The sequence below is a fragment of the Kribbella sandramycini genome (assembly GCF_013131805.1).
GTDB lineage: Bacteria > Actinomycetota > Actinomycetes > Propionibacteriales > Kribbellaceae > Kribbella > Kribbella sandramycini.
In genome coordinates this window covers 80,997-106,471 of sequence record NZ_JABJRC010000001.1, presented here as the reverse complement: position 1 = coordinate 106,471, position 25,475 = coordinate 80,997, and the positions used below count along the sequence as shown (strand labels likewise).

Below are 25,475 nucleotides of genomic sequence, written 5' to 3'. Positions count from 1 at the left end.
CAACGATTGACATCAGCTGCCGACAACCCGTTCGAGCGTGCTCGAAGACGGCTCACGCTGCGCGACGCCTTTCGAGCACGCTCGAATCCAGAAACCGAAATCCCTGTCAGGACAAGGGAATTAGTTGCTCTTGGCAAAGAGGTTCAGGGGCGGGCCTGGAGTTCCGACAGGCCGGCGTTGAGGGCGGTGCCGGTGCTTTCGAAGAGGATCGAATGGGTGGTGCGGGGTGGGAAGGTGATGAGCTTGCCGGTGCCTTCGTTGGGCATGCCGGTGACGGTGACCTTGCTGCCGTCGCTGAAGGTCAGGGTGCCGCCGCGGGTGTGGTCCTCGAGGTTGTTGCGGTCGTAGAGGACTACCTGGCTGACGCGTTGGGGGGTGGGCCAGGTGAGGGTGAGCTTGGGGTTCGGTTCGCGGTCGGAGGCCCATTCGCCGGCGAACCATTGGTTGACGACGCCGTCGGTTGCGGCCGGGGCGGCGTAGACGGGGTCGTTCTGGTAGGTGGAGGAGGCGGTGACGGTTGCGGTGGAGGCGAGGTTCGGGGTGGCGAGGGTGCGGAACTGGGTGAGACTGGCGCCGGTGCCGGTTGCGGTGAACTTGACCCAGGTGACGTTCTTCGGGGGGAAGGTGAGTTGCCGGGTTGGGGTGAGGTCGTCGACGGCGAGGGCGGTGCCGTCGCTGAAGGTGAGGGTGCCGGCTCCGGTGCCGGTCAGGGCGATGCGGTCGAGCTGGTGGTCGTTGACCCAGTCGATCCGGATCCACGGGTTGGGGTCGGTCGGGGTCCAGGCCGATCCGGGGCGGCTGTCGATGGCGGCGTACGCCGGCCCGGTGCTCGCCGTGATGGTGCCCGCGCGGGCGACGTCGGCGCCGTCGTACACCTGGATCTCGGCGAGGCCGACGTTCGAGCCGGCGCCGTCGGCGATCTCGAGCCGGACGGACGTCGTACTGCGGGGTGCGAAGGTGAGGTCCTTGGCCAGGCCGCTGTTCGGCAGCTCGGGGACGGGGACGCGGCTGCCGTCGCTGAAGACGAGGGTGCCGGAGCGGATCCGGTCGACGGGGTTGGCGCGGTCGAAGAGGACGACGCGGCCGACGGTCTGCGGGGACGGCCAGGTCAGGGTGAGGCTGGGTTTCAGCTCCTGATTGGAGGCCCATTCGCCGGTGGCGTGGACGCCGACGATGCCGTCGGCAACGTTCGCCGCGGCGAGCATCGGGTGCTCCTGGCTGACCGAGGATCCGGATGCCGTCGCGAGCGGCGCGAGGTTGTTGCCAAGGGCAACGCCGCCGAGCCGGATGCCGCTGACAGAGTACGGCGGCACGCTGAGATGCACGGTCGCTGCGCCGTTCGTCACTTGCAATGGGAGCGACGACTTCGGCGTCACCGGGTTCTGGTTCGGGCTCGCCTCGAAGAGGTTCGCGACGGTGTTGCCGCCGAGGCCCTTCAGTTGGACGTCGACCTCCAGCGGCTGAGCGGCGTCGTTGACCACCCAGGCGACGTTGTCGCCGCCGGCGGTGGTGACGGCGCCGAAGCCGGTGAAAAGGTTCGGGGGAGTGGAGGTCCGGCGGATGGTGCTGACGCCGTCGCCCAGGCCGAGGTCGCGCGACAGCAGTTGGTAGGCGCGGGCTCGCGGTGGGAGCAGGCCGTTGCGGTGCACGCCGTAGAAACTCGGGACGATCGACTCGTCGTTGTCGGCGAAAACGTTGGCGCCGTTCGCGTGCTGGTTGTAGAGGTTCGTCAGCCGGAGCGCCGAGTAGCTGAGGTTGCGGGCGTCGCTCGCGTTCATCGGCACTTCGGTGTAGGCGGCGGAGTAGTTCCACTCGGTCACGTACACCGGCATGTTCGGGTAGCCGAGCGCGGCGGCGCGCTGCCGGAAGCGGTCGACGCTCTCGGTGCGGCCCTCCTGGTACAGGGCGTACTCGTGGTAGCTCAGGAAGTCGAACTTGCCCTGGAGTTCCGGCCGCGGCAGCAGCCGGTCGACCCAGCTCAGGCCGGGCCCGGAGCCCGACGAGACCGGCCCGCCGATCGGGATGTCCGGGTCGACGCTGCGGATCGCCTTGTGGGCGTGGGCGTAGATCTTCGCGTACGCCTCGAGCCGGCCGGCGTCGGTGAGCGGCCAGGGGGAGTTGGTGACGTTGAGGAACCCGTGCAGGTCCGGCTCGTTCCAGATCTCGATCAGGTCGACCTTGCCGCGGAAGCGCTGGTAGATCTTGGCGATGACGTCCTCGTACACGCGGAAGCCGTCCGCGCCGCGCGGCGGGCTGTAATCGTTCCCGTCGCCGGGGGTGTAGCCGAGCCAGTCGATCGAGTAGCTCATGATCAGGACGGTCTTGGTGCCGCGTTTGTGGTGCTCGTCGACCCAGGCGTAGTTGTCCCAGTTCCAGGTGGTCGGGTCGGCGACGCTGCCGGCCTTGCCGATCCCGGCCAGGTAGCCGGCGATCGTGGTGTCCGGAAGGATGTGCTGCAGGTAGGCGTCACCGCGGATGAAGCGGGTGCCGGCCTGGTGCAGGGTGTCGATCTTGGCGGTGTCGGTCAGCGCGGGCACGTTGATCCCGGAGCCGAACACTTCGGCGTACCCGGGTCCGTCGGCGACCGAGAAATCGGCGGTCAAGGTGGTCGCGGCCGTGGTCGTGACCGGCTCGGCCGCGGCCGGGGCCTGGAGTGCGGCGGCGGTGAGGAGCGTGCTGAGAGCGGTTGCGAGCAGGCGGATCATGGCGAAACTCCTTCGGACGGGCGGCTCGACAGCACCGTAGGATTTAATGCATTAATACGGCAATCGATTCGAGGGTGGTGCAATGCCTGGGCTGCCGAGGTACGAACAGGTCAAGCGTGAGTTGCTGGCGCTGATCGCCCGGGGCGGCCACGCGCCAGACCGGCCGTTCATCACGCAACGGGAGGTCTGCGAGCGGTACGGCGTCAGTACGACGACTGCGATCCGGGCGCTCAACGATCTGGTCGCCGACGGAGTGCTGACGCGGCACCAGGGGCGGGGGACGTTCGTCGCCGACCAGACGCCGCCGTCGGTCGAACGCCGTGCGGTGGCGTTGGTGATTCACGGTCAGGGGCCGGTGAAGGAGGGGGTGATCGCCGGCGTCGAGTCGCGGTGCGCGGAGCTGGGGCTCGATTTGCTGCTGTATGACAGCAAGGGGTCGCTGGAGCTGCAGGAGCGCGCGCTGATGCGAGCTGTGTCGAGCGAGGTGGCAGGGATTGCGCTGTATCCGGTCGAGGGCGCCTCGGCGGTACTGCGCGGTCTTACGACTCCCGTCGTCCTGATCGATCGCTATCAGCCCGACTTCCCGACGGACTCGGTGGTGGCTGATCAGTTCGCGGTCGGGTACGAGCTGACGTCGTACCTGATCGGGCTCGGCCATGAGCGGATGGCGACGCTCTGGGGTGAGGTGGACTGTACGAGCGTCCGCGACCGTCTCAGTGGTCATTTGCAGGCGCTACGGGCGCACGGCCTGCCCAGTCGCCCAGATCTAACAGTTCTCAGCACACACCAGTTTCTGGCCCCTGAAGCCCGCCGTGCCCGGTTGTCGGCTCTTCTTTCGCACCCGGAGCCGCCGACCGTTCTCCTCTGCTCCGACGGCTTCATCGTCACCACGGCCGCCCGCGAGCTCGCCGACCTCGGCTTCGAAGTCCCCGGCGACGTCGAGCTGGCCGGTATGGACGACGCCGGCCCGGCCAGCATCCTCCCGCTCACCGTCGCCGCCGCCTCCCTTCCCGTCCATGAGCTGGGCCGTCAGGCCGTCGAGCTCCTCACCACCCCCGCCTCCGCTCCGCGCAACCTCACCCTCCCGATCACCCTCCAGACCCGCCCGGCCGCCCATCTCCGTGTCGTGACCCGTTGATCTCGGGCTAGCTAGATTGCTAGCATCCTAGACATGGACGACAAGAAGGTGCAGTTCAACGTGTACCTGCCGCCGGGGCTGGTGCGGCGGGTGAAACACAGGGCGATCGACGAGGGCGCGAGTCTGTCGGCGCTGGTCGAACAGGCCCTGACGGAGTACCTGGACGAGCACGGGGAGGCGCGAGGATGAACGACGTGGTGATTCGGCCGCTGCGGTTCACGGACGACGTGGCCGGCATGCGGGCATTTCTGGAGATGCTAGGGCTGCGAGCGCGGATCGAGTCCGAGCGGGGCGGCTGGGTGGACATGCGGGCCGGTCGCGGGATGGTCGCGCTGCACAGCGCGGCCGACAGCTCTACCGGTGGGCAGCCTGGTCAGACGAGTCTTTCGTTCGAGGCGGCCGACATCGATCTGCTGAAGGAGCGCTTCGAGCAGGCCGGGTACGTCGACATCGCGGTCTGGGACGAGGCGTACGGGCGGGTGCTCAAGGTGACCGGCCCAGGCGGTGCGCACATCTACATCGACGAGCGCAGTGACGACCTCTACGGCTACAAGCTGAACGAGTCCGAGCCCGACGACCGGTGGCTGGTGACGCCGCAGTTGGACGCCGGGGAAGAGGCGGCCTGGCGGGGCTTCCTGGCTGTTGTCGGGTTGGACGCGCTGGCTCGTTTCGGCAGTGGGGTGCGGCTGGAGCTGACCACCAGCGAGGAGCTCACCGCCGTCCGCGAGCGACTGTCGGGCTACCGGACCGCGCTGAGTGGCGACACGCTCGAGATCACCGACCCCGACGGGCAGCTGGTTGTGGTGCACGGATGACGGACGTCCGGTTGCGGGATGACCCGGACTTTCGGCGGTACTGGGCGGCTCGGGTGTTTTCGCTGACTGGGTCGATGGTGACGGCGATCGTGTTGCCGGTGCTGGTGTATCGGCTCAGCGGGTCGACCGTGTTGACGGCGGCGGTTACTGCGTTGGAGGCGGCGCCGTACTTGTTGACGGGGCTGTTCGCGGGGGCGCTGGCTGACCGGTGGGACCGGCGGCGGGTGATGGTGACGGCTGATCTGGTGAACGCCGTGCTGATCGGGTCGGTGCCGTTGGCGCACCTGCTGGGAGTGCTGAGCGTCGTACAGGTGCTGGTGATCGCGTTCGTCGTCCAGGCGGTCTATACGTTTTTCGACGGGGCCAACTTCGGTGCGCTGCCGGTGCTGGTCGGGCGGGCTCGGGTTGCGCAGGCGAACTCGGCTGTGTGGTCGGCGTCCAGTCTGATCGAGCTGTTCGTGCCGCCGGTTGCTGGTCTGTCGCTGGCGATTCTGAATCCGGCCGAGCTGTTGGTGCTGGATGCGCTGAGCTTTGTCGCGTCGGCTCTGGCGGTGCGGGGGATCGTCCGGGCGATGTCCGAGCGTCGTGACGGGCAGCCGCCGCTACGGCCGCGCGTCGTGCTGGCCGACATCGCGGAGGGCATCCGCTACCTGGTTCGGCACCCCGGGGTGCGCACGATGACGATCGTCGGCAGCTTGCAGTCGTTCGCTGGTGGCGGGTTCATGGCGTTGATGGTCGTCTGGTGCGACCGGGTGCTCGACGTCGGTACGTCGGGTCTGCGCTTCGGTCTGGTCTGGGGGACGTGGGGGATCGGCGGTCTGATCGCAGCACTCGCGCTGCCGCGGCTGTTGAAGCGGTGGCCGCCTGCAGCGATCACTCTGTACGCACTACCGCTGTCTGCGCTGATCGGCGTACTGGCGCCGCTGTCGCCAGACTGGGTGGTCGCGGCGATCGCCTTGCTTTGCTGGGGGTCGGCGTACGTGTTGGTGATCGTGAACGCCGTTTCGTACCGCCAACAGGTCACACCGGAGCAGTTGCTCGGTCGAGTCAACACCGCGGGACGCATGCTGTCGTGGGCGGTTGGCTGGACGCTGGGGTCAATGGTCGCCGGTCTGCTCGGCAATCAGCTCGGCATTCGCGCGGCGATGGTTCTGGTCGGGACTGCGAGCTTTGTCGGGGTCGCAGTGGCCTGGACGTCGCCGTTACGGCGAATCGCCGCCACACCCGACCCGGCGGCGACCTGACCCGTTGCGTGCTGCGAAGCGGTTCATCCGCTAGGTTCTGCGCGTGGGCGTACGGGTTCTCGGTCCTCGTGACCTCGCTGCGGCGCGCGCGGTGATCGCCCGGGACCCGGTCGTCAACGTGTTCGTCGACAGTCTTGTGCAGGCATCCGGTCTGGACCCGCGCCGTGGCGCGGAGGTCTGGGGCTACGTCGACAAAGGCGTCCTGGAGGCGCTCTGCCACGCCGGCGGCAACATGGTCCCCGTCGGCGCGGACGACGCCGCACTGCGCGCGTTCGCGGCGTACGCGCTGCGCCGGGGCCGCAACTGCTTCCAGATCCTCGGGCCGGCCCGAGCGGTCGACCAGCTGTGGACTGCGCTCGAACCGCACTGGGGCCCGGCTCGCGAGGAGCGCGGCGACCAGCCGTTCATGGTCATCGACGGTCCGCCGGTGATCGAGCCCGACCCGCTGGTTCGCGCGGTCGAGCCGGTCGAGCTGCCGATCCTGTACCCGGCGTGCGTCGCGATGTACACCGAGGAGGTCGGCGTCCCGCCGCAGACCGGGCCGGACGGGACGTTCTACCGATCCCGGGTGGCCGAGCTGATCCGGGCCGGCCGGGCGTTCGCGCGGATCGAGGACGGCCGGGTCGTGTTCAAGGCCGAGGTCGGCTCGGTGGGCAGCGGGGTCTGCCAGATCCAGGGTGTGTGGGTGGATCCGGAGTACCGCGGGCGGGGTGTCGCGGCGCCGGGGATGGCGGCCGTGGTCGAGCTGGCGCGGCAGATCGCGCCGGTGGTGACGCTGTACGTCAACGCGTTCAACACCCCCGCGCGGCGCGCGTACGAGCGGGTCGGTTTCCGGACCGTCGAGACTTTCGCCACCATCCTTTTCTGAGGCCTGTCCGGAGAGTTACTTCGGAGTAAGGTGGCGCCCATGGCGACCCGCAGCAAGACCACGACCGGGCTTTCGGTGCTGTTCGGCGTCCTCGGCGTTCTGCATTTCGTGAAACCGGAGCCGTTCGAGAAGATCGTGCCGAAGGTGCTGCCGCGGAAGAAAGAGCTGGTTTACGCGTCCGGGGTCGCGGAGCTGGCCTGCGCGGCCGGGTTGCTGCATCCGCGGACGCGGCGGGTGGCCGGGCTGGCGAGCGCGGGGCTGCTGGTGGCGGTGTTCCCGGCGAACGTGCAGATGGCGGCGGACCTGCAGCGCAAGGGATCGCCGCGGGCGAAGGCGATCGCCTGGGCGCGGTTGCCGTTCCAGCTGCCGCTGATCAAATGGGCGCTGAAAGCCGCGCGCGAGACCTCGCCGTAATGGCCTGGGGATAACTGGTCGGAGCACCTCCGGGAGGCGGATATCCTCTATGGCGTCCGTTTTGTTCCATCTCCAGGGAGTCTGCCGTGATTCTGCGTATGTCGTCGCTGTTCCTTCGCACCCTTCGCGAGGACCCGGCGGACGCGGAGGTCCCGAGCCACAAGTTGCTCGTCCGCGCCGGGTACATCCGCCGGACGGCGCCGGGGGTCTACACCTGGCTGCCGCTCGGGCTGCGCGTGCTGCGCAAGGTCGAGCAGATCGTCCGCGAGGAGATGGACGCGATCGGCGCGCAGGAGCTGGTCTTCCCGGCGCTGCTGCCGCGGGAGCCCTACGAGGCGACCGGCCGCTGGACGGAGTACGGCCCGAACCTGTTCCGCCTGAAGGACCGTAAGGGCGCGGACATGCTGCTCGGCCCGACACACGAGGAGATGTTCACCCTGGTGGTGAAGGACCTCTACTCGTCGTACAAGGATCTCCCGCTGTCGATCTACCAGATCCAGAACAAGTACCGCGACGAGGCGCGGCCGCGGGCCGGCGTGCTGCGCGGGCGCGAGTTCGTCATGAAGGACTCCTACTCCTTCGACGTCGACGACGAGGGCCTGGCCGCGTCGTACGAGGCGCACCGCGGGGCGTACATCAAGATCTTCGACCGGCTCGGGTTCGACTACGTGATCGTGCAGGCGATGTCCGGCGCGATGGGCGGCTCCCGGTCGGAGGAGTTCCTCGCGATCGCGGCGAACGGCGAGGACACCTTCGTCCGCTCGGCCGGCGGGTACGCGGCGAACGTCGAGGCCGTCGTGGTCGCCCCGGCGGCCCCGGTCGACGCGTCCGGCGTCCCGGCGTCCGAGGTCGTCGACACCCCGGACACCCCGACCATCGAGACCCTGGTCGACGCGCTGAACGCCAAGCACCCGCGCGCCGACGGCCGCGAGTGGACGGCGGCGGACACCCTGAAGAACGTGCTCGTCGTGCTCGTCCACCCCGACGGCACTCGCGAGCCGCTGGCGATCGGCGTCCCGGGGGACCGGGCGATCGACGAGAAGCGGCTCGGCGCGCAGGTCGAGCCGGCCGAGGTGGTCGCGTTCGAGGAGGCCGACTTCGCCAAGCACCCGGCGCTGGCCAAGGGCTACATCGGCCCGGGTGTGCTCGGGGCCGAGAACACGTCGAAGATCCGCTACCTGCTCGACCCGCGGGTCGCCGAGGGCTCGGCCTGGGTGACGGGTGCGGACAAGGCCGGCTACCACGTGATCAACCTGGTGCACGGCCGCGACTTCACCGCCGACGGCACGATCCAGGCCGCCGAGGTGCGCGACGGCGACGCGGCGCCCGACGGCTCCGGCCCGCTGGAGTCCGCGCGCGGGATCGAGATGGGCCACATCTTCCAGCTCGGCCGTAAGTACGCCGACGCCCTCGACCTCAAGGTGCTCGACCAGAACGGCAAACTCGTCACGGTCACCATGGGCTCCTACGGCGTCGGCGTCACCCGCGCCGTGGCCGCCATCGCCGAGGGCAACCACGACGAGCTCGGCCTCGTCTGGCCGCGCGAGATCGCCCCCGCCGACGTCCACCTCGTTGCCACCGGCAAGGATGCCGAGGTCTTCGCCAAGGCCGCCGAGCTCGCCGCCGAACTCGAGTCCCGCGGCCTCACCGTCCTCTACGACGACCGCGAGAAGGTCAGCCCCGGCGTCAAGTTCAAGGACGCCGAACTGATCGGCGTCCCCACCATCGCCGTCGTCGGCAAAGGCCTCGCCGAAGGCACCATCGAAGTCAAAGACCGCCGCACCGGCGACCGCACCGACGTCCCCGTAGCCGACGTCGTCAACCACTTGGTCACCACCATCACCCCCTGACCCAAGCCCCACCCGCCCCCGAGCCCCACCCGGCCCGGGGGCGGTCGCTTTCCCCCGACATCGAGTGAACGAGCCGCCCGCCGCACGCCGTCGAGCAGCCGCTCGCCAGGCCCTGGCGGCTCCACCTGAGCCCCACCAGCCCGAGCACCCACCTGCCCGAGCGTCACCCGCTCCAGAGCTCCGCACCCCCGGGCGACCGCTTCCCCCGGCACCGGGTGGACGGGCCGCCCGCTGCATGCCGTTAAGCAGCCGCTCGCCAAGCCTTGGCATCGGCCCCACCCAGCCGAGCACTCACCTGTCCGAGCCTCACCCGTTCCCGGGCTCCGTACGCGCCCGAGCATCCGTCCGTCCGAGCCTCACCCGGTCCCGAGCTCCGTACACGGCCCGAGGGTGGTCGCTCTCCGACGCCGAGCGGACGGGGCCGGGGTTCATCGGGCGGCCGCTGGCGGGTGCACGCTGCCCGGTGCCTGTTCCACCTGGGGTTCGGGGCTGAGGCGAGAGTTGCCTGCAATGGATCTTGTACAAGAGGTCTTGAGTAATTGCCGAGGCGCGCGGGGGTTGGGAGGGAAGGCGGGGGCGGCGGTCAGGGGCGGACCCAGACGGTCCAGCGTTGGAGGCGGTGGTAGTTGAGGCGTTGGTAGACGGGTTGGCCGGCGTCGGAGGCGATGAGGGCGGCTGGGTGGGTGGGGTGGTGGGTGGTGGCGGCCCAGGTGAGGGCGGCGCCGGCGCCGCGGCCGCGGGCGGCGGGGAGGACGGCGACGCTTTCGACGACGGTGAGGCCGGCGGCGTGGTGGGCGGTGGCGGTGGCGAGGGGGATGTTGCCGTCGTAGCCGACCCAGACGTCGGAGCCGTCGAGGAACGAGGGGGAGTACATCGCGCCCGGCCGGAAGGGCTGGAGTTCGGGGATCGGGTAGCCCTCGACCAGGACGCGTTCGGCGTCGGCGAGCCCGGCCGCATCGGTGACTTGGCGGATGTCGAGATCCGTCGTCGGCGGCACGGTCGCGGTGCCGGGGAAGCGGACCATCAGCGGCGGGTGTCCGGCGAGCTCCAGGCCGCAGTCGCGCAGATCGCCGGTCGGCCACGCGCTGACGAACAAGTACGGGAACGAGCCCGGCAGCTCACGCGCGATGTCGGCGACCACCGCCACCGGGTCGACCGGCTGTTTGAGCACGATCCAGTTCGTCAGCGTCCCCGCCTCGCCGAGGACGCCGCCGGCCCACGCGGCCCCGTCGTACCAGGGCTTCCCGGCGCGCCGCGCGCCGTCCGCGGCCCAGGATGCGTGGGCCAACACAGCCTGACGGACGACGGAATCGGCCGGATCGAGCTCCGGCTCCCACCCGTTCGTCAGCTCCTCGCCCGCGGGCGGCAGAATCGACGACCCCATCCCCAGACTGTCGCACCGCCGCTCCGGTTTGTCTGCGGTTCAGCTGATCCGGTAAAGGTTGTTCGGTACAACGGCCTTACGAAATGATGTTTGTATGCGCAAACCTGTGGGGCCGCTCGGTGCCTGATGTCTCGCTCTGGACACTCGTTCTGCTCGTGATCGTCGCCTTCGCGGCCGGCTGGATCGATGCCGTGGTCGGCGGTGGCGGGCTCCTCCAGCTCCCCGCGATGCTGCTCGCCCTCCCCGGTGCGAGCCCCGCGCAGATCCTGTCCACCAACAAGATCTCCTCCCTGTTCGGTACGACGACCAGCGCGGTCACCTTCGGCGTGAAGGTGCGCCCCGACAAACGCACCGTGATCCCGCTCGCGATCCTGGCCGGCCTCGGCTCCGCGGCCGGCGCGCTGGTCGCCACGAAGATCCCGATGACCTGGTTCAAGCCGATCGTCCTCGTCCTGCTGATCGGCGTCGCCATCTACACCGCGCTGAAACCGTCCCTCGGCGCTCGCACCGCGCTCCGCTTCGACGGCCGCGAGCACTACCTGGCCGCCTGCGGCGTCGGCGTCGTGATCGGCTTCTACGACGGCGCCGTCGGCCCCGGCACCGGATCCTTCCTGATCTTCGCCCTGGTCGGCCTGCTCGGCTACAACTTCCTCCAGGCCAGCGCCAAGGCCAAGATCGCCAACGTCGCCACCAACCTCGGCGCGATCATCATCTTCGCCGCCCACGGCGCCCCGCTCTGGCGCCTTGGCCTGATCATGGGCGCCGCCAACATGCTCGGTGGCCTCCTCGGCGCCCGCACCGCCGTGGCCCGCGGCAGCAAGTTCGTCCGGGTCGTCTTCCTCGTCGTCGTCTCCGCGCTCATCCTCCGCCTCGGCTACGACGTCTTCTTCGGCTGACCGTAAAACCCCAGACCAGCGGGCCGACTGGTATTGCTGAGACAGATTGAATGGCAGTGATTCAGGAGGGTCCTCGGTGCGGAATCCGGCACCCACGCCCTCTAGGGTGTGGGCCATGTCTGGGAAACTGGTGCTGCTGCCTGCCGTGGATGTGGCGGACGGGCAGGCGGTTCGGTTGGTGCAGGGTGCGGCTGGGAGCGAGACGTCGTACGGCGATCCGCTGGCGGCGGCGATGGCGTGGCAGGAGGCCGGGGCGGAGTGGATCCACCTGGTCGACCTGGATGCGGCGTTCGGGCGCGGGAGCAACCGCGAGCTGCTGGCCGAGGTGACGGGGAAGCTGGACGTGCAGGTCGAGTTGTCGGGCGGGATCCGCGACGACGACTCCCTGACGGCGGCGCTGGCGACCGGCGCGCGGCGGGTGAACATCGGGACGGCCGCGCTCGAGGACCCGGAGTGGTGCGACCGGATCATCCAGCAGTACGGCGACCGGATCGCGATCGGGCTCGACGTCCGGGGCCGGACGCTGGCCGCCCGCGGCTGGACGAAGGAAGGCGGTGACCTGTACGAGGTGCTCGACCGGCTGGAAGCCGCCGGCTGCGAGCGCTACGTGGTCACCGACGTGACGAAGGACGGCATGCTGCAGGGGCCCAACCTGGAGCTGTACCGCGATCTGTGCGCGCGCACCGACAAGCCGATCATCGCCTCCGGCGGCGTCTCCAGCCTCGACGACCTGACGGCGCTGCAGACGCTGGTCGCCGACGGCGTCGAGGGCGTCATCGTCGGCAAGGCGCTGTACGCCGGCGCGTTCACCCTGACCGAGGCACTCGAGCTCACGCGTGGAGGCGACAAGTGAGTCTGGCCGACAAGCTCAAGGACAAGAAGGTCCTTGTCACCGGCGTCACCGGCTTCGTGGGGGAGGCGCTGCTGCACCGGATGATCGGCGACCTGCCGGGCACCACGGTGGTGGCGATCATCCGCCCGAAGGGCTCGCTGACCGGCACCGCCCGGATGGCGCAGCTGCTGAAGAAGGACATCTTCAAGCCGTTCTACGGCGAGGGCACCCCGTACGCCGACGCCGAGGCGCTCACCGCGGACCGGATCCAGGTCGTCGAGGGCGACCTGTCCGACGTCCCGGCGCTGCCGAACGATCTCGACATCGTCGTGCACTGCGCGGGTGACGTCAGCTTCGACCCGCCGATCCACGAGGCGTTCACGACCAACGTGCTCGGGACCAAGAGCCTGCTGGAGCGGATCGACGAGAGCCGCCAGGGCACCGGCCGCACGATCCACTACGTGCACATCTCGACCGCCTACACCGCCGGCCGCCGCCGTGGCGCGATCCCGGAGGCGCCGGTCGACCACTTCGTCGACTGGCGCACCGAGGCCGAGGCCGGGATGGCGATGAAGGCCCGGATCGAGGAGCAGTCGCGGTCCGCGGTGATGCTGACCAAGTTCCGCAAGGACGCCGAGAAGCTGCACCGCCGGGCCGGGCACCTGACCGCCGCGGCCGACACCGAGCGGCGCCGGATCGAGTGGGTCGCCAAGAAACTCGTCGAGACCGGTACCGAGCGCGCCCGCAGCCTCGGCTGGACCGACTGCTACACGTTCACCAAGGCGCTCGGCGAGCGCGTGGTGGAGGAGTTCGCGGGGATCTTCCCGACCTCGATCGTCCGGCCGGCGATCATCGAGTCCGCGGTCGAGAGCCCGCACCCGGGCTGGATCGAGGGCTTCAAGATGGCCGAGCCGCTGATCCTGGCCTACGGCCGCGGCGAGCTGCCGGAGTTCCCGGCCAGCCCCGACTCGGTGATCGAGATCGTCGCGGTCGACCATGTGGTCGGCGCGATCTGCGCGGTGATGGCCCGCGAGCCCGAGCTGAACAAGCCGGAGTACTACCACATCGGCTCCGGCGCCCGGAACCCGTTGACGTTCGAGCAGCTGTACGCCGGGATCCGCGAGTACTTCTCCAAGCACCCGTTCGACCTCGGGGAGCGGGGCGCGGTCCGGCTGCCGGTCTGGAAGTTCCCCGGCGGCGACTCGGTCGAGGCGATGCTGCGGTACGGCGAACGCGCGCACAAGATCGCCGACGCGGTGATCACCCGCGTCCCGCGCGGCGAACGGACCCGCAAGTACGCCCGCGAGCTGGACGTGCAGAAGCGCCGGATCGACTTCCTGCGCCGGTACATGGACCTGTACTCCGAGTATGCGCAGGCCGAGATGAACTTCGTCGACGACAACGTGCTCGCGCTGCACAACGCGCTCGAGGGCGACGACCGGACGAAGTTCGCCTGCGACACCGCGGTGGTCGACTGGCCGCACTACATCCAGGAAGTGCACTGCCCGAGCGTCACCGAGTCGATGCGCCGCCTCGACGTCGTCCGCAAGAAGCGGAACAAGGGTCTCGCGGAGGCGGCCGGCGTCCTGAAGAAGGTCGCGCCGGAGGAGAACACCGAGGTCATCGCCGCCTTCGACATGGACGGCACGCTGCTGTCGTCGAACGTGATCGAGACCTACCTGTGGATGCGGCTGCCCGAGCTGGACGGCCCGCAGCGGATCGGTGAGTTCGGCCAGATCCTGCGCCGGCTGCCGAAGCTGATCGCGGCCGAGCGCAAGGACCGCGGCGCGTTCCTGCGCACGATCTACCGCCGGTACGCCGGGGCGGAGCTCGCGGAGCTCAACCACATCGTCGACGAGATCCTCGCCGAGCACGTGCTGGAGCGGCTGAGCGGCGCCGCCGTCCGCCGGATCCGGGAGCACCGGGCGGCGGGGCACAAGACGATCCTGATCACCGGCGCCGTCCGGCCGCTGACCCGGCCGCTGGAGCCGCTGTTCGACGAGATCGTCGCCGCCGAGCTCGCGGTCGACGACCGCGGCCGCTGCACGGGTTACCTGTCCGGACCGCCGCTGGTCGGCGAGTCACGGGCAGCGTGGATCAAGCACCACGCCCGGGTACGCAATATCGACCTGTCGAAGTCGTTCGCCTACGCCGACAGTCACTCGGACCTGCCGATGCTGACCACTGTCGGCAATCCGGTCGCGGTCTCACCGGATGTTCCGCTGTTCCGGGCGGCCCGCGCCGCACGCTGGCAGATCGTCGACTGGAAGACCCCGTCCACTTCCTCCCGTCTGGAGCTGCCCGGGGTGAACGCCCGATGATGCTCGCCCTCGAGATGTACCGGTCGCCCGCGAAGTACCTGGCGGCCAAGGCCGTCGGCGGCCGGATGCCCGCCATCCTGACCGGCCCGGCCGCGCCGCTGCGCCTCGTCACGATCAACGAGCCGAAGGCCGAGCGGGACGGCTGGGCGCGGATCCGGCCGATCCTGTCCGGGATCTGCGGCTCGGATCTCGGCATGGTCACCGGCTCGACCAAGATGTACTTCTCCGCGGTCGTGTCGCTGCCGTTCGTCCCCGGTCACGAGATCGTCGGCGAGCTGCTGGACGACTGCGAGGACCTGCCCAAGGGCACCCGCGTGGTGATGGACAGCGTGCTGACCTGCGCCACCCGCGGCGTCGAGCCCTGCGCGGGCTGCGCCTCCGGTCACACCAACCGGTGCGACCGGATCACGGTCGGCCACCTCAAGCCCGGTCTGCAGACCGGCTTCTGCCAGGACACCGGCGGTGGCTGGGGCAATGTGATGGTCGCCCACCGCAGCCAGCTGTATGCCGTACCGGACGGCCTGACCGACGAGCGCGCCGTACTCGTGGAGCCGTTGTCGGGCGCCGTCCACACCGCGCTGCGGGCGCAGGTGCAGCCGGGGCAGTCGGTGCTGATCAGCGGGGCGGGCGCGGTCGGGCTGTTCGCGACGCTCGCGATCCGCGAGCTGACGCAGGCCGGCCGGATCACCGTCGTCGCCAAGCACGCCAAGCAGCGCGAGCTGGCCAAGGCGTTCGGCGCGAGTGACGTCGTCGCCCCGGACGAGGTGTTCCGCGGCGTCCGCCGGTCGACCGGCGCGTTCCGGCTGAAGCCGGAGCTGGGCGCGAAGGAGTTCCTGCTCGGCGGTGTCGACGTCGCCGTCGACGCGGTCGGCAGCAAGGACTCGATCGACACCGTGCTCCGGGTGACCAAGGCCGGGGGCCGCGTCGTCCTGTCCGGGATGCCGTCGACCGGCGTCGACCTGTCGCCGGTCTGGTTCCGGGAGCTGGAGCTGGCCGGGACGTACGCGTCCGCGCGGCAGGAGCCGAACGGGCGCCCGGCGTTCGAGACGGCGCTGGAGCTGGCCGGTCGCGCCCCGCTGGACGGGATCGTCGGCGCCAAGTACCCGTTGTACCGCTGGCGCGAGGCTTTGGACCACGCGCAGTCGGCCGGCCGCCTCGGCACGGTCAAGGTTGCTTTCGATGTGAGGGCCTCATGAGGGCACAAGGAGAGGGTTTCTGACATGTCTCGGCCAGGTTTTGTGCTTGAGGTGGACGACCGCACGCCGCCGCTGATCGTGCACAACGGTGAGGGCTTCAAACTCGAGCGGTTCCCGCTCGGCACCCGGGTGGTGTACCCGCCGGAGGCGCTGCCGCCGGTGCGCGACGTGGAGGAGGCGATCCAGAACGCGCTGCTGAACCCGATCGACTCCGAGCCGCTGCCGGAGCTGCTGACCGCGGGGATGCGGCTGACGATCGCGTTCGACGACATCTCGCTGCCGCTGCCCCCGATGAAGAAGCCGGACATCCGGCAGCGCGTCATCGAGGCCGTGCTGGAGCTGGCCGCGCAGGCCGGCGTCGACGACGTCGAGATCATCTCGGCGAACGCGCTGCACCGCCGGCTGACGCCGAACGAGCTGCGCGACATCGTCGGCGAGCGGGTGTTCCGCTCGTTCTTCCCCGAGGGCAAGCTCTACAACTTCGACGCCGAGGACCGCGACAACCTCAGCCACCTGGGCCAGACCCGGCACGGCGAGGACGTCGAAATCTCCAAGCGGGCCGCGGAGTCCGACCTGCTGGTCTACGTGAACGTGAACCTGGTGGCGATGGACGGCGGCCACAAGTCGACGTCGATCGGGCTGGCGTCGTACAAGTCGCTGAAGCACCACCACAACAGCCAGACGATGATCCACTCGCGGTCGTTCATGGACCACAAGGCCTCCAAGATGCACCACTCGGCCTGGCGGATGGGCGAGGTGCTGACCCAGCACGTCAAGGTCTTCCAGATCGAGACGACGCTGACCAACAACATCTTCGGCGGGCCGATCGAGTTCCTGCAGAAGCGCGAGTGGGAGTGGTCGCTGAAGGACCAGGCCTCGATGCTGGCCACCAAGCGCACGCTGGACAGCGCGCCGGCCAAGCTGCGGCACAAGATCTTCAGCAACGTCCGGGCGAACTACGAGCTGTCCGGGATCAACGCGGGCGCGATCGAGCCGGTGCACGAGAAGACCCTCGAGATGGTGCACCGCCAGCACCTGGTCGAGGTGCAGGGCCAGGCCGACGTCGGCGTCATCGGCGTCCCGTACCTCGGCCCGTACAACGTGAACTCGGTGATGAACCCGATCCTCGCCGCCTGTATGGGGATGGGCTACCACTTCAACTCCTACCGGGGGAACCCGATCGTCCGTAAGGACGGCGCGCTGATCCTCTACCACCCGGTGCCGTACGAGTTCAGCCAGCTGCACCACCCGTCGTACGTCGACTTCTTCGAAGAGGTGTTGTCGGAGTCGACCGACCCGGCCACGATCGAGGCGAAGTTCGAGAAGCAGTACGCCGAGGACCCGTGGTACATCCACCTGTACCGGACGTCGTACGCGTACCACGGCGTGCACCCGTTCTACATGTGGTACTGGATCAGCCACTGCCTGGACCACTGCGGTGACGTGGTCTGGGTCGGCGGCAACCGCAAGACCGTGGAGCGCATGGGCTTTCGGTCCGCGTCGACGCTGCAGGACGCGCTGGAGATGGTGAGTCACTCGGTCGGCCGGTCGCCGTCCATCACCTACCTGCACAACCCGCCGCACCTGATCGCGGACGTGCGCTGATGGGGACCAGTCTGGTGAAGTTCGGCCGGGACACCGTGCGCGACGTGAAGGTCGTCGCGCGCGGCTGGCGCTGGGGCCGCCGGGCGCAGGTGCCGCGCTCGGCCGAGCCGTACGTCGTCCCGAAGGAGAAGGCGGTCTTCCCGACCAAGTGGGCCCGGACGCCGGCGGCGATGGCCGTCCGCGACGTCCTCCAGAAGGGCCCGCTGAACGCGGTGCTCAACTTCGAGATCAACCCGGTCGTCAGCGGGCTGGACTCGTTGCGCAAGCTGGACGGCCCGGCGCTGATCGTGGCCAACCACAGCTCGCACCTGGACACCCCGCTGCTGCTGCTCTCGCTGCCGGACGCGATGCGCCGCAAGACCGCGATGGCCGCCGCGGCGGACTACTTCTTCGACACCTGGTGGCGGGCCGCCGGCTCGGCGATCGTGTTCAACACGTTCCCGATCGAGCGCCGCGGCGGCAAGCTCAGCGCGACCCCCGGCGACCTGCTCAAGGACGGCTGGAACGTGGTCGTCTTCCCCGAGGGCACCCGCTCCCCGGACGGCTGGGTCCAGCGGTTCCGGATGGGCGCGGCCTACCTCGCGGTCGAGCACGACGTCCCGGTCATCCCGGTCGGCATCAAGGGCTCCTTCGCCGCGATGCCCCGCGGCCGCGGCTGGCCCGTCCCCGGCCGCCCGACCGTCGCCGTCCGCTACGGCGACCCCCTGCGCCCCGCCGAAGGTGAAAGCGCCCGCGACTTCGCCCCCCGCATCGCAGCCGCCGTCACCGCCCTCCTCGACGAGGAGTCCACCACCTGGTACGAGGCCCGTCGCCGCGCCGCCACCGGCGCCTCCCCCTCCCAATCCGGCCCCACCGAAGCCGCCCGCTGGCGCCGCGTCTGGGAGTCCACCCGCCCCGTCCAAGCCGCCAACACCCGCCGCAAAGCCTGGAAGTAATACCCGGCTGAACAGGGCCCCTGGAGAATCCCGATCCCAGGGGCCCTTGCCTACAAGGCGGACTGATCGCGACCTTGACCAGCGTCTTGCTGCCGAAATCTCCCTCGGCCGGCGCGCACCGAACTGCAGCCGTCGGTCGAGATCGAGGGCCGGGAGGTGAGTGCGGCGTGCCCCTGACAATGATCTTGGGATGCAGCTTGATGCAACGGCCGACCTGACGGTTACGGGGTGACACGGGTTGACTGCCTCGCGAGGGGCGGCCGAGAAGGTCAGGAAGCAGACCCCGGTCATCTGCCGGTTGTATCCGGGCAAGGAGAAGGGGCTGACGGTTGCCGTCAGCCCCTTTTGTGTGGGTGGGGCTAGTCGGCGCGGCGGTCGGACCGGAGGTCGACCGTGCTGAGGGTTTTGGCGGTGGGGGCGATGACGGTCCAGTCGGGGTGGTTGGGCATGGGCGGGGTCTTGGTGCCGTAGAGCCAGTCTTCGAGGAACGGGCGGACGGTGGCGTCGCCGGAGACGTTCGCGGCGAGGGTGATGAACTGGTCGGTGGAGATGGTGCTGTTGCGGTGCGCGGTGGTGACGGCCTGCTCGATCGCGGCGAACTTCTCCTGGCCGACCTTCTCGGCGAGGGCGTAGAGGACGAGGACGCCGCCGGTGTAGCGCTGGTTGTCGAAGAGGTTCTGGGCGTTCGGCTTGGCCACCGGGCCGGAGGACTTCCGCCACAGGTCGCCCTGGCTGTAGGTGTACTTCATCCGGTCGACCATGTTCGTGTAGCCGCGGCTGTCCGGCCAGCCGCGCTCGTAGCGGTAGAGGAGGCCGTAGTAGTCGGCGTGGCCCTCGTTGAACCAGAGGTCGCTCCAGGAGGCCGGGGTGACGCTGTTGCCGAACCAGCTGTGCACGAGCTCGTGCATCATGTGCGAGCCGATCTTGTCCTCGGTCTGCTCGAGGTACTTCGGCTTGTAGATGGTCAGGGTCTGGGTCTCCAGGCCGGTGAAGTCGAACGCGTCCGCGGCCTCGTTGTTGGCCGGCAGGATGCCGTACGCCTCCAGCGGGAACTTGCCGAGGCGCTGCTCGACCCAGTCGAGCTGGCCCTTGGTCAGCTTGAGCGCGGCGTCCACCTTCGGCTGCCGGGCCGGGCTGACGACGTCGCGCAGCACCGGGTCGGTCGCCGGGGCGCCCGGGTTGCGGTGGACGATCGTGTAGTCGCCGACGCTGGCCTGGACGAGCTCGGTCGCCATCGGGTTCACGGTCTCGTAGGTGTACGTCGTACTGCCGTCCGCGTTCGCCGACTCGCCGACGTACTTGCCGCTGGCAACACCGACCGTCCCGGCCGGTGCGGTGATCCGGAGCCGGTACTGCGCCTTGTCGGACGGGTGGTCGTTCCCCGGGAAGACCGTGTGCGCGCCGGCCGGCTGCGGCGCGGTCGCGAACCCGTCGTCGGTCGCGACCCAGCCGCCGGCCGGCGGCTTGATCTTGCGCGGGTCGGCCGTGTAGCTGACGTCGACGACGAACTTCGCGCCGCTGCGGATCTTCCACTCCGGCGTGATCACCAGCTCCTCGCCCTCCTGGGCGTACTGCTCGGTGCTGCCGTCGACGCGCAGCTCGGTGATGCCGAGCCCGAACGAGTCGAGGTTGAACCGGGACAGGTTCTGGGTCGCGACGGCGAAGATCTTCACGTGGCCGGCGACCAGCTTGGTCGCGGCGTCGTACTTGAGGTCCAGTTCGTACCGCTCGACCTGGTAGCCGCCGTTACCGAGGTTCGGGTAGACGGCGTCGCCGACGCCGGGGGCGCCCGGGGTGGCGGGGAAGCCGCCGTCCGCGGCGCGCGCGGCGCCGATCGCCGGGCCGAGGATCAGAGCGGAGGACAGCACAGCGGCGGCAGCGAGCCGCCGGTGACGTCGGGTCGTCAAGTGGAGCTCCTCGAGACAGAGGGATGGGGGTCTGGACCACATCCTCTCCCGCGCCGGGGTCGGCGTCCGGCCATTGCGCGGGTCTCGAATGGTCTACCGGATATTCTTTCCGCGTGACTCTTGCCGTACGCGTGATCCCCTGTCTGGACGTCGATGCCGGCCGGGTGGTCAAGGGCGTCAACTTCACCGATCTGCGCGACGCCGGCGACCCGGTCGAGATGGCCCAGGTGTACGACGCGGAGGGCGCCGACGAGCTCACCTTCCTCGACATCACCGCGTCCTCGGGCTCGCGGGAGACGACGTACGACGTGGTCGGGCGGACGGCCGAGCAGGTGTTCATCCCGCTGACCGTCGGCGGCGGCGTCCGCGAGGCCGCCGATGTCGACCGGCTGCTCCGCGCCGGCGCGGACAAGGTCGGTATCAACACCGGCGCGATCGCCCGGCCCGAGGTGATCCGCGAGATCGCGCACCGCTTCGGCAACCAGGTGCTCGTGCTGTCGCTCGACGTCCGCCGCTCCGAGACGCAGCCGAGCGGGTTCGAGGTGACGACCCACGGCGGACGCCGATCCGCCGGGCTGGATGCGATCGACTGGGCGCGCCGCGGGTGCGAGCTGGGCGCGGGCGAGATCCTGCTGAACTCGATGGACGCCGACGGCACCCGCAAGGGGTTCGACCTGGAGCTGATCCAGGCGGTCCGCGCGGTCGTCGACGTCCCGCTGATCGCCAGCGGGGGAGCGGGGCACCCCGATCACTTCCCGCCCGCGGTGCAGGCCGGGGCGGACGCCGTCCTGGCCGCGAGCGTGTTCCACTTCGGCGACTTCCGGATCGCCGACGTCAAGAAGGCGCTGCGCGACGCCGGGATCGTGGTCCGATGACCGGGACCACGCCGGAGCAGGCGACCGAGCCGCTGGTCGCGGAGATCGAGCAGCAGCTGTCGGCGCTGTTCCGCCGCGCCCGCTCCGCGTCGATGATGATGGCGCGCCGCGTGCACCCCGAGATGGACTCGGCCGGCTACGCCCTGATCTCGCAGATCGAGTTCGCCGGCGGTGCCGGGGCCGGCGTCCGGGCGTCCGACGTCGCCCAGGCCCTCGGCCTCGACAAGTCGACCGTCAGCCGCGGGATCACCCAGCTCGAGACGCTCGGCCTGATCGAGCGCGTCGGGGACCCGGACGACGGCCGCGCCCGGCTGCTCAAACTCACCGCGATCGGCGCCGAGCGGTTCGCCGCCCTGCGCGCCCAGCGCCAGCTCGAGTTCCGCGCGATCTTCGACCGCTGGGAAGCCGCCGACCTGGCCGACCTGGGCCGCCTCCTCGGCCACCTCAACAGCGACCTCAGCTGACCCCCCAAATGGTTGTGGAAACCAACTATTTGTGTATATAGTTGGGTTATGCAACTAGCTGAGCGGGATGGAACGGCTCAGGAGCTGCTCGAAGGGGTCAGTTCGCTCATTCGCGCCGTGCGCTGTATCGAGCACAAGCACCTGATGCCGGGGAACAACAGCCTGCGCCGCTCCGACGCGAGCGTGCTGAAGGTGCTGATGAAGGACGGCGAGCAGCGCGGCGGCGAGATCGCCGCGAAACTCGGCGTCGACGCGTCCGTGGTGAGCCGGCAGCTGACGGCGCTGGAGGCGGACGGCCTGGTGAGCCGCCGGCCCGATCCGGCCGACGCGCGGGTCGGCCTGGTGCGGGTCTCCGACGACGGCCGGGCCCGCCTGGAGGCCATGTACGCCGCGTACACCAAACAACTTCGCGCCGCCCTGGCGGACTTCGACGACGATGCGCTCGGCGAGGCGGCCGGCGTCCTGCAGCGGCTGGCCCGCGCCGTCACCGAGGCCGCCGACTCCGTGCGACGCGCGAACCCAACGGGAGATCGATGACTGTCACCGAGACGCGGCGCTCGCTGCCCAGCGCGCCGGAACTCACCCACCGCGAGATCCTCGAGATCCTGATCGGGCTGCTCGCCGCGCTGTTCACGGCAATGCTCAGCTCGACGATCGTCAGCAATGCGCTGCCGACGATCATCGCAGATCTGCAGGGCTCCCAGACGCAGTACACCTGGGTGCTGACCGCGAGCCTGCTGGCCACCACGGTGTCCACGCCGATCTGGGGCAAACTCGCCGACCTGATGAGCAAGAAGCTGCTGGTGCAGCTGGCGATCTCGCTGTTCGTCGTCGGCTCCGCGCTGGCCGGGACGGCGCACAACGTGCCGTTCCTGATCGGCGCGCGCGTCCTGCAGGGGCTCGCGATGGGCGGCCTGATGGCGCTGGCCCAGGCGATCATCGGCGCGGCGATCCCGCCCCGCAACCGCGGCCGGTACTCCGGCTACATGGGCGCCGTGATGGCGGTCGCGACCGTGTCCGGCCCGCTGATCGGCGGCGTCATCGTCGACACCTCGTGGCTCGGCTGGCGCTGGTGCTTCTACGTCTGCGTGCCGCTGGCCGTGGTCAGCCTGGTGATCCTGCAGAAGTATCTGCACCTGCCGCTGATCAAGCGCAAGGTCCAGGTCGACTACCTCGGCGCGATCCTGATCAGCATCGCGGCCGGCCTGCCGCTGTTGTGGGTCACCTTCGCCGGTCACGACTTCGCCTGGATGTCCTGGCAGTCCGCGCTGTTCGTCGGCGGCACGATCGTCTTCGGCCTCCTCGCCGTCCTGGTCGAGAGCCGGGTCGCGGAGCCGCTGGTCCCGCTGAAGGTCGTCCGCGAGCGGACCACTGCGCTGGCGATCGTGGCCAGCCTCGCGGTCGGCGTCGCGATGTTCGGCAGCGCGCTCTTCCTCGGCCAGTACTTCCAGATCGCCCGCGGCTACAGCCCGACCGAGGCCGGCCTGCTGACCATCCCGATGATGCTCGGCTCGTTCCTCGGCTCGGTCGGATCCGGTCAGCTGATCACCCGGTTCGGCAAGTGGAAGCGGTACTTGGTTGCCGGTGGCATCTTGCTGGTGATCGGCCTGGTGCTGCTCGGCACGATCGACCACACCACGCCGTACTGGTACGTCGGTCTCGGCATGCTCGCGATGGGCATCGGGATGGGCATGATGATGCAGAACCTGGTGCTCGCCGTCCAGAACACCGTCGACGTCTCCCAGATCGGCGCATCCAGCGCGACCGTCTCGTTCTTCCGCAGCCTCGGCGGCGCGGTCGGCGTCGCGGCCCTGGGTGCGGTGCTCGCGGCCCGGGTGAAGGATCTGATCCTGGCCGGTCTGCCGGCCGGCGCCGCGGCCGGCTCGGGCGGGCAGAGCCTGCTCGACGTCAACCACCTGCCGCCGGCTTTGGCCGAGCTGGTCCGGCACGCGTACGGCGATGCGACCGGCCGGATCTTCCTGATCGCGGCCGCCTGCGCCGCCGTCAGCCTGATCGCGGTCCTGTTCATCAAGGAGGTCCCGCTCCGGACGACGGTCGCCAGGACCGAGGAGCTCGTCGAGCTCGACTGATCAACGATCCTGCACGGCAGGTGTCGCAGTCCCGGGCACCTGCCGCAGGCCGTCCAGGTTGCGCGTCCGCAGGATGGGGGAGCGGATCAGCCAGAGCACCGCGAAGATCCCGCCCGTTGCCGAGAGCAACAACGTCTCCCGGACGCCGATCCACTCGCCGAGTTTGCCGCCGACGACCGCGCCGAGTGGGCGAATGCCGTAGTTGATACTGCTGAACGCGCCGTAGACCCGGCTACGCATCTGCTCATCGGTGACCGCGGCCTCGATCGAGTTCAGCGGGACGTCGAAGCACATCACCGCGAACGACGCGACGAACTCGGCCACGGCCAGCCCGGTGGCCCGCAGCCACAGCGGCCCGCCGGACAGCGCGGCGATCGCCATCGCCCCGGGGAAGAGCACCGCGCCGGCGGCGATCAACCGGCCGGCGCCGATGATCCGGGTGAGCGGCGCGGCCGCGATCGCGCCGAGCACGCCACCGGCCGAGCCGATCCCGAACGCCAAGCCGATCACGCCGGCGGGCAGACCGAGCTCGCGATAGGCGAACAGGACGAGCAGCGCGGTCGCCATCAGGTTGAAGAAGTTCACCGTCGTCGCACAGCCGAGCGCGCTGCGCAGGTACGGATGCTTGAGCACGTACCGCATGCCGGAGCGGACTCGCGTCCAGAACGGCTCCGGCGCGTCTTCGGGCGGGCCGGGCTCGGTCTTCACCCGCATCAGCTGCAGTGCGGAGAACAAGAACGACGCTGCGTCGACGATCATGGTGATCGGCGCGGTCAGCCACTGCACGAGCCCGCCGCCGACCGCCGGCCCGGCCATGAACGACAGCGAGCGCGTCGTCGACAGCTTGCTGTTCGCCTCCAGGAACTGCTCGCGGCTGACCAGCCGGACGAAGAACGACGCGTACGCCGCGCTGAACACGACGTCCGCCGTACCGGCCAGGATCGCGAGCGCGTAGAGCTGCCCGAGGGTGAGGACGTCCAGCCAGAAGGCCACCGGCAGGCTGAGCAGCAGGACCGTGCGCGCCAGATCGGCGGCGATCATCAGCGGGCGTTTGTCGCGGCGCTGATCGACCCAGGAGCCGATGAACAGGCTGAACAGATTCGGCAGCCAGACCGCTGCGGTGAGCATGCCGACCTGGCTGGGCGTGGCGTCCAGCATCGTGACCGCGATCAGCGGCAGGGCGATCTCGGTGACCCGGTCACCGAACTCGGAGACCGCTTGCGCGGACCAGAAACGACGGAAGCGGCGGTCCTTCCACAGGCTCATTCCATGGCCTCCGCCAATGAGATGCGCAGGTAGCGGACCGGGCGGGCGCCGTCGGGGGTCTCGCCCTCGTCGCGACGGCGGACGTACGGCGCGAGGATCTGCTCGACCGCCGCGGCCAGCTCCTCGGTGAGCTGCTCGGCCTCGGCGAGCGTGATCAGCACCTGAGTGTTCGAGACCCCTGGGATCCGCGCCCACTCCGGTTCGAGTGTCGGTTCGGTCTCGGCCTGCCAGCGCACGGCCGTGTCGAGGGCCTGGGTGAGCATCTGGCCGCCGAGCAAGCGCATCGCCTCGGCGCCCTCCGGGGTGTCCGGCATCTCCACCCGAAAACCGCGCGCCGCGGCGCGCCACCAGCGCTGCCGCCGGTCGGTGCCCTCCGGCGGCGGACCGTCGACGACCAGGCCGAAGTTCGCCAGGTGGCGCAGATGCCAGCTCGTCACCGACGGCGAGGCCCCGACGTGCTCGGACAGCTGCGTCGCCGTCGCGGACCCGTGCCGCTGCAGCCAGCTGAGCGCGGCCAGTCGCACTGGGTGCGCGAGCGCCCGCATCGCCTGCGGGTCGGTGAGCTCGAAATCGCCGTACGGATTTCTGAGAGACATGTTTCGAGAGTAATCTCTCAGATCTGTTTCGGGCAACTGTGGAACCTGATGGGGTGGTGGCGCGTGTTAGCTCT

Annotated in this window: 22 protein-coding genes; 17 read left to right on the top strand and 5 right to left on the bottom strand. The window is 69.7% G+C overall.

All coding sequences use genetic code 11. The annotated features are described in order from the left end of the window. Positions 1-143: 143 nt before the first annotated feature. Positions 144-2,705 carry a DUF7402 domain-containing protein gene (locus HPO96_RS38855; RefSeq protein ID WP_171670013.1) on the bottom strand — a complete coding sequence of 854 codons (2,562 nt, stop codon included), beginning with the start codon at positions 2,703-2,705 and terminating at the stop codon, positions 144-146. A gap of 82 nt (positions 2,706-2,787) precedes the next feature. Between HPO96_RS38855 and HPO96_RS00415 the strand changes: the two genes are divergently transcribed. The 7 genes from HPO96_RS00415 (at position 2,788) to HPO96_RS00385 (ending at position 9,034) form a co-directional block, all read left to right on the top strand. Continuing rightward, positions 2,788-3,843: a GntR family transcriptional regulator gene (locus HPO96_RS00415; protein ID WP_171670012.1), complete on the top strand. Its 1,056-nt coding sequence runs from the start codon at positions 2,788-2,790 to the stop codon at positions 3,841-3,843. Between the two features lie 33 nt (positions 3,844-3,876). Beyond that, entirely contained in the window at positions 3,877-4,032 is a 156-nt protein-coding gene (locus tag HPO96_RS00410) for a ribbon-helix-helix domain-containing protein (protein WP_171670010.1), read from the top strand. Next, positions 4,029-4,658, top strand: coding sequence for a VOC family protein (locus tag HPO96_RS00405; protein ID WP_171670008.1), 630 nt, complete (start codon positions 4,029-4,031; stop codon positions 4,656-4,658). Before HPO96_RS00410 ends, HPO96_RS00405 begins: the two co-directional genes overlap by 4 nt. Further along, on the top strand, positions 4,655-5,902 hold the full coding sequence (locus tag HPO96_RS00400; protein WP_171670007.1) for an MFS transporter: 1,248 nt from the start codon (positions 4,655-4,657) through the stop codon (positions 5,900-5,902). Before HPO96_RS00405 ends, HPO96_RS00400 begins: the two co-directional genes overlap by 4 nt. Positions 5,903-5,945: 43 nt before the next feature. Further along, positions 5,946-6,770 carry a GNAT family N-acetyltransferase gene (locus HPO96_RS00395; RefSeq protein ID WP_171670005.1) on the top strand — a complete coding sequence of 275 codons (825 nt, stop codon included), beginning with the start codon at positions 5,946-5,948 and terminating at the stop codon, positions 6,768-6,770. Between the two features lie 39 nt (positions 6,771-6,809). Further along, positions 6,810-7,184, top strand: a complete 375-nt coding sequence (locus HPO96_RS00390) for a DoxX family protein (RefSeq protein ID WP_171670003.1) — start codon at positions 6,810-6,812, stop codon at positions 7,182-7,184. Positions 7,185-7,270: 86 nt separating this feature from the next. Then, positions 7,271-9,034, top strand: a complete 1,764-nt coding sequence (locus tag HPO96_RS00385; RefSeq protein WP_171670001.1) for a proline--tRNA ligase — start codon at positions 7,271-7,273, stop codon at positions 9,032-9,034. A 583-nt stretch (positions 9,035-9,617) separates the two neighbouring features. Here HPO96_RS00385 and HPO96_RS00380 read toward each other — a convergent pair. Next, positions 9,618-10,418, bottom strand: a complete 801-nt coding sequence (locus tag HPO96_RS00380) for a GNAT family N-acetyltransferase (protein ID WP_171670000.1) — start codon at positions 10,416-10,418, stop codon at positions 9,618-9,620. A 119-nt stretch (positions 10,419-10,537) separates the two neighbouring features. Here HPO96_RS00380 and HPO96_RS00375 point away from each other — a divergent pair, with 119 nt between their 5' ends. The 6 genes from HPO96_RS00375 to HPO96_RS38850 all read left to right on the top strand — a co-directional run bounded on the left by HPO96_RS00375 (position 10,538) and on the right by HPO96_RS38850 (position 18,203). Beyond that, positions 10,538-11,314 (top strand): TSUP family transporter, encoded by a 777-nt coding sequence (locus tag HPO96_RS00375; protein WP_337796448.1) that lies wholly within the window; start codon positions 10,538-10,540, stop codon positions 11,312-11,314. Between the two features lie 115 nt (positions 11,315-11,429). Beyond that, positions 11,430-12,167, top strand: a complete 738-nt coding sequence (gene priA, locus HPO96_RS00370; RefSeq protein WP_171669998.1) for a bifunctional 1-(5-phosphoribosyl)-5-((5-phosphoribosylamino)methylideneamino)imidazole-4-carboxamide isomerase/phosphoribosylanthranilate isomerase PriA — start codon at positions 11,430-11,432, stop codon at positions 12,165-12,167. After that, the gene (locus HPO96_RS00365; protein ID WP_171669997.1) at positions 12,164-14,467 is read left to right on the top strand and encodes an HAD-IB family hydrolase; all 2,304 of its coding nucleotides are present in this window, start codon (positions 12,164-12,166) and stop codon (positions 14,465-14,467) included. The genes priA and HPO96_RS00365 overlap by 4 nt, the downstream gene beginning before the upstream one ends. Then, the gene (locus HPO96_RS00360; RefSeq protein WP_171669995.1) at positions 14,464-15,663 is read left to right on the top strand and encodes a zinc-dependent alcohol dehydrogenase; all 1,200 of its coding nucleotides are present in this window, start codon (positions 14,464-14,466) and stop codon (positions 15,661-15,663) included. Before HPO96_RS00365 ends, HPO96_RS00360 begins: the two co-directional genes overlap by 4 nt. A gap of 24 nt (positions 15,664-15,687) precedes the next feature. Continuing rightward, positions 15,688-17,268 carry an NPN-dependent hydroxyacid isomerase, LarAH14/15/16 family gene (gene larAH / locus HPO96_RS00355; protein ID WP_171669993.1) on the top strand — a complete coding sequence of 527 codons (1,581 nt, stop codon included), beginning with the start codon at positions 15,688-15,690 and terminating at the stop codon, positions 17,266-17,268. Further along, positions 17,268-18,203 (top strand): lysophospholipid acyltransferase family protein, encoded by a 936-nt coding sequence (locus HPO96_RS38850; RefSeq protein WP_171669992.1) that lies wholly within the window; start codon positions 17,268-17,270, stop codon positions 18,201-18,203. Before larAH ends, HPO96_RS38850 begins: the two co-directional genes overlap by 1 nt. Positions 18,204-18,562: 359 nt before the next feature. Here HPO96_RS38850 and HPO96_RS00345 read toward each other — a convergent pair whose 3' ends face one another. Continuing rightward, entirely contained in the window at positions 18,563-20,110 is a 1,548-nt protein-coding gene (locus HPO96_RS00345; RefSeq protein WP_171669990.1) for a M1 family metallopeptidase, read from the bottom strand. Positions 20,111-20,223: 113 nt separating this feature from the next. Between HPO96_RS00345 and hisF the strand changes: the two genes are divergently transcribed. The 4 genes from hisF to HPO96_RS00325 are packed head-to-tail and all read left to right on the top strand — an operon-like array spanning position 20,224 to position 23,539. Then, a complete protein-coding gene (gene hisF, locus HPO96_RS00340; protein WP_171669988.1) occupies positions 20,224-20,985 on the top strand; it encodes an imidazole glycerol phosphate synthase subunit HisF in 762 nt (253 codons plus the stop codon). Further along, positions 20,982-21,449, top strand: a complete 468-nt coding sequence (locus tag HPO96_RS00335) for a MarR family winged helix-turn-helix transcriptional regulator (protein ID WP_171669987.1) — start codon at positions 20,982-20,984, stop codon at positions 21,447-21,449. The genes hisF and HPO96_RS00335 overlap by 4 nt, the downstream gene beginning before the upstream one ends. A gap of 48 nt (positions 21,450-21,497) precedes the next feature. Continuing rightward, positions 21,498-21,986, top strand: coding sequence for a MarR family winged helix-turn-helix transcriptional regulator (locus tag HPO96_RS00330; RefSeq protein WP_171669985.1), 489 nt, complete (start codon positions 21,498-21,500; stop codon positions 21,984-21,986). Then, entirely contained in the window at positions 21,983-23,539 is a 1,557-nt protein-coding gene (locus HPO96_RS00325; RefSeq protein WP_171669983.1) for an MFS transporter, read from the top strand. Before HPO96_RS00330 ends, HPO96_RS00325 begins: the two co-directional genes overlap by 4 nt. On the opposite strand, the gene HPO96_RS00320 is transcribed toward HPO96_RS00325, so the two are convergent. Continuing rightward, the gene (locus HPO96_RS00320; protein ID WP_171669982.1) at positions 23,540-24,805 is read right to left on the bottom strand and encodes an MFS transporter; all 1,266 of its coding nucleotides are present in this window, start codon (positions 24,803-24,805) and stop codon (positions 23,540-23,542) included. Beyond that, the gene (locus HPO96_RS00315; protein ID WP_171669980.1) at positions 24,802-25,401 is read right to left on the bottom strand and encodes an ArsR/SmtB family transcription factor; all 600 of its coding nucleotides are present in this window, start codon (positions 25,399-25,401) and stop codon (positions 24,802-24,804) included. Before HPO96_RS00315 ends, HPO96_RS00320 begins: the two co-directional genes overlap by 4 nt. Positions 25,402-25,475 lie beyond the last annotated feature (74 nt).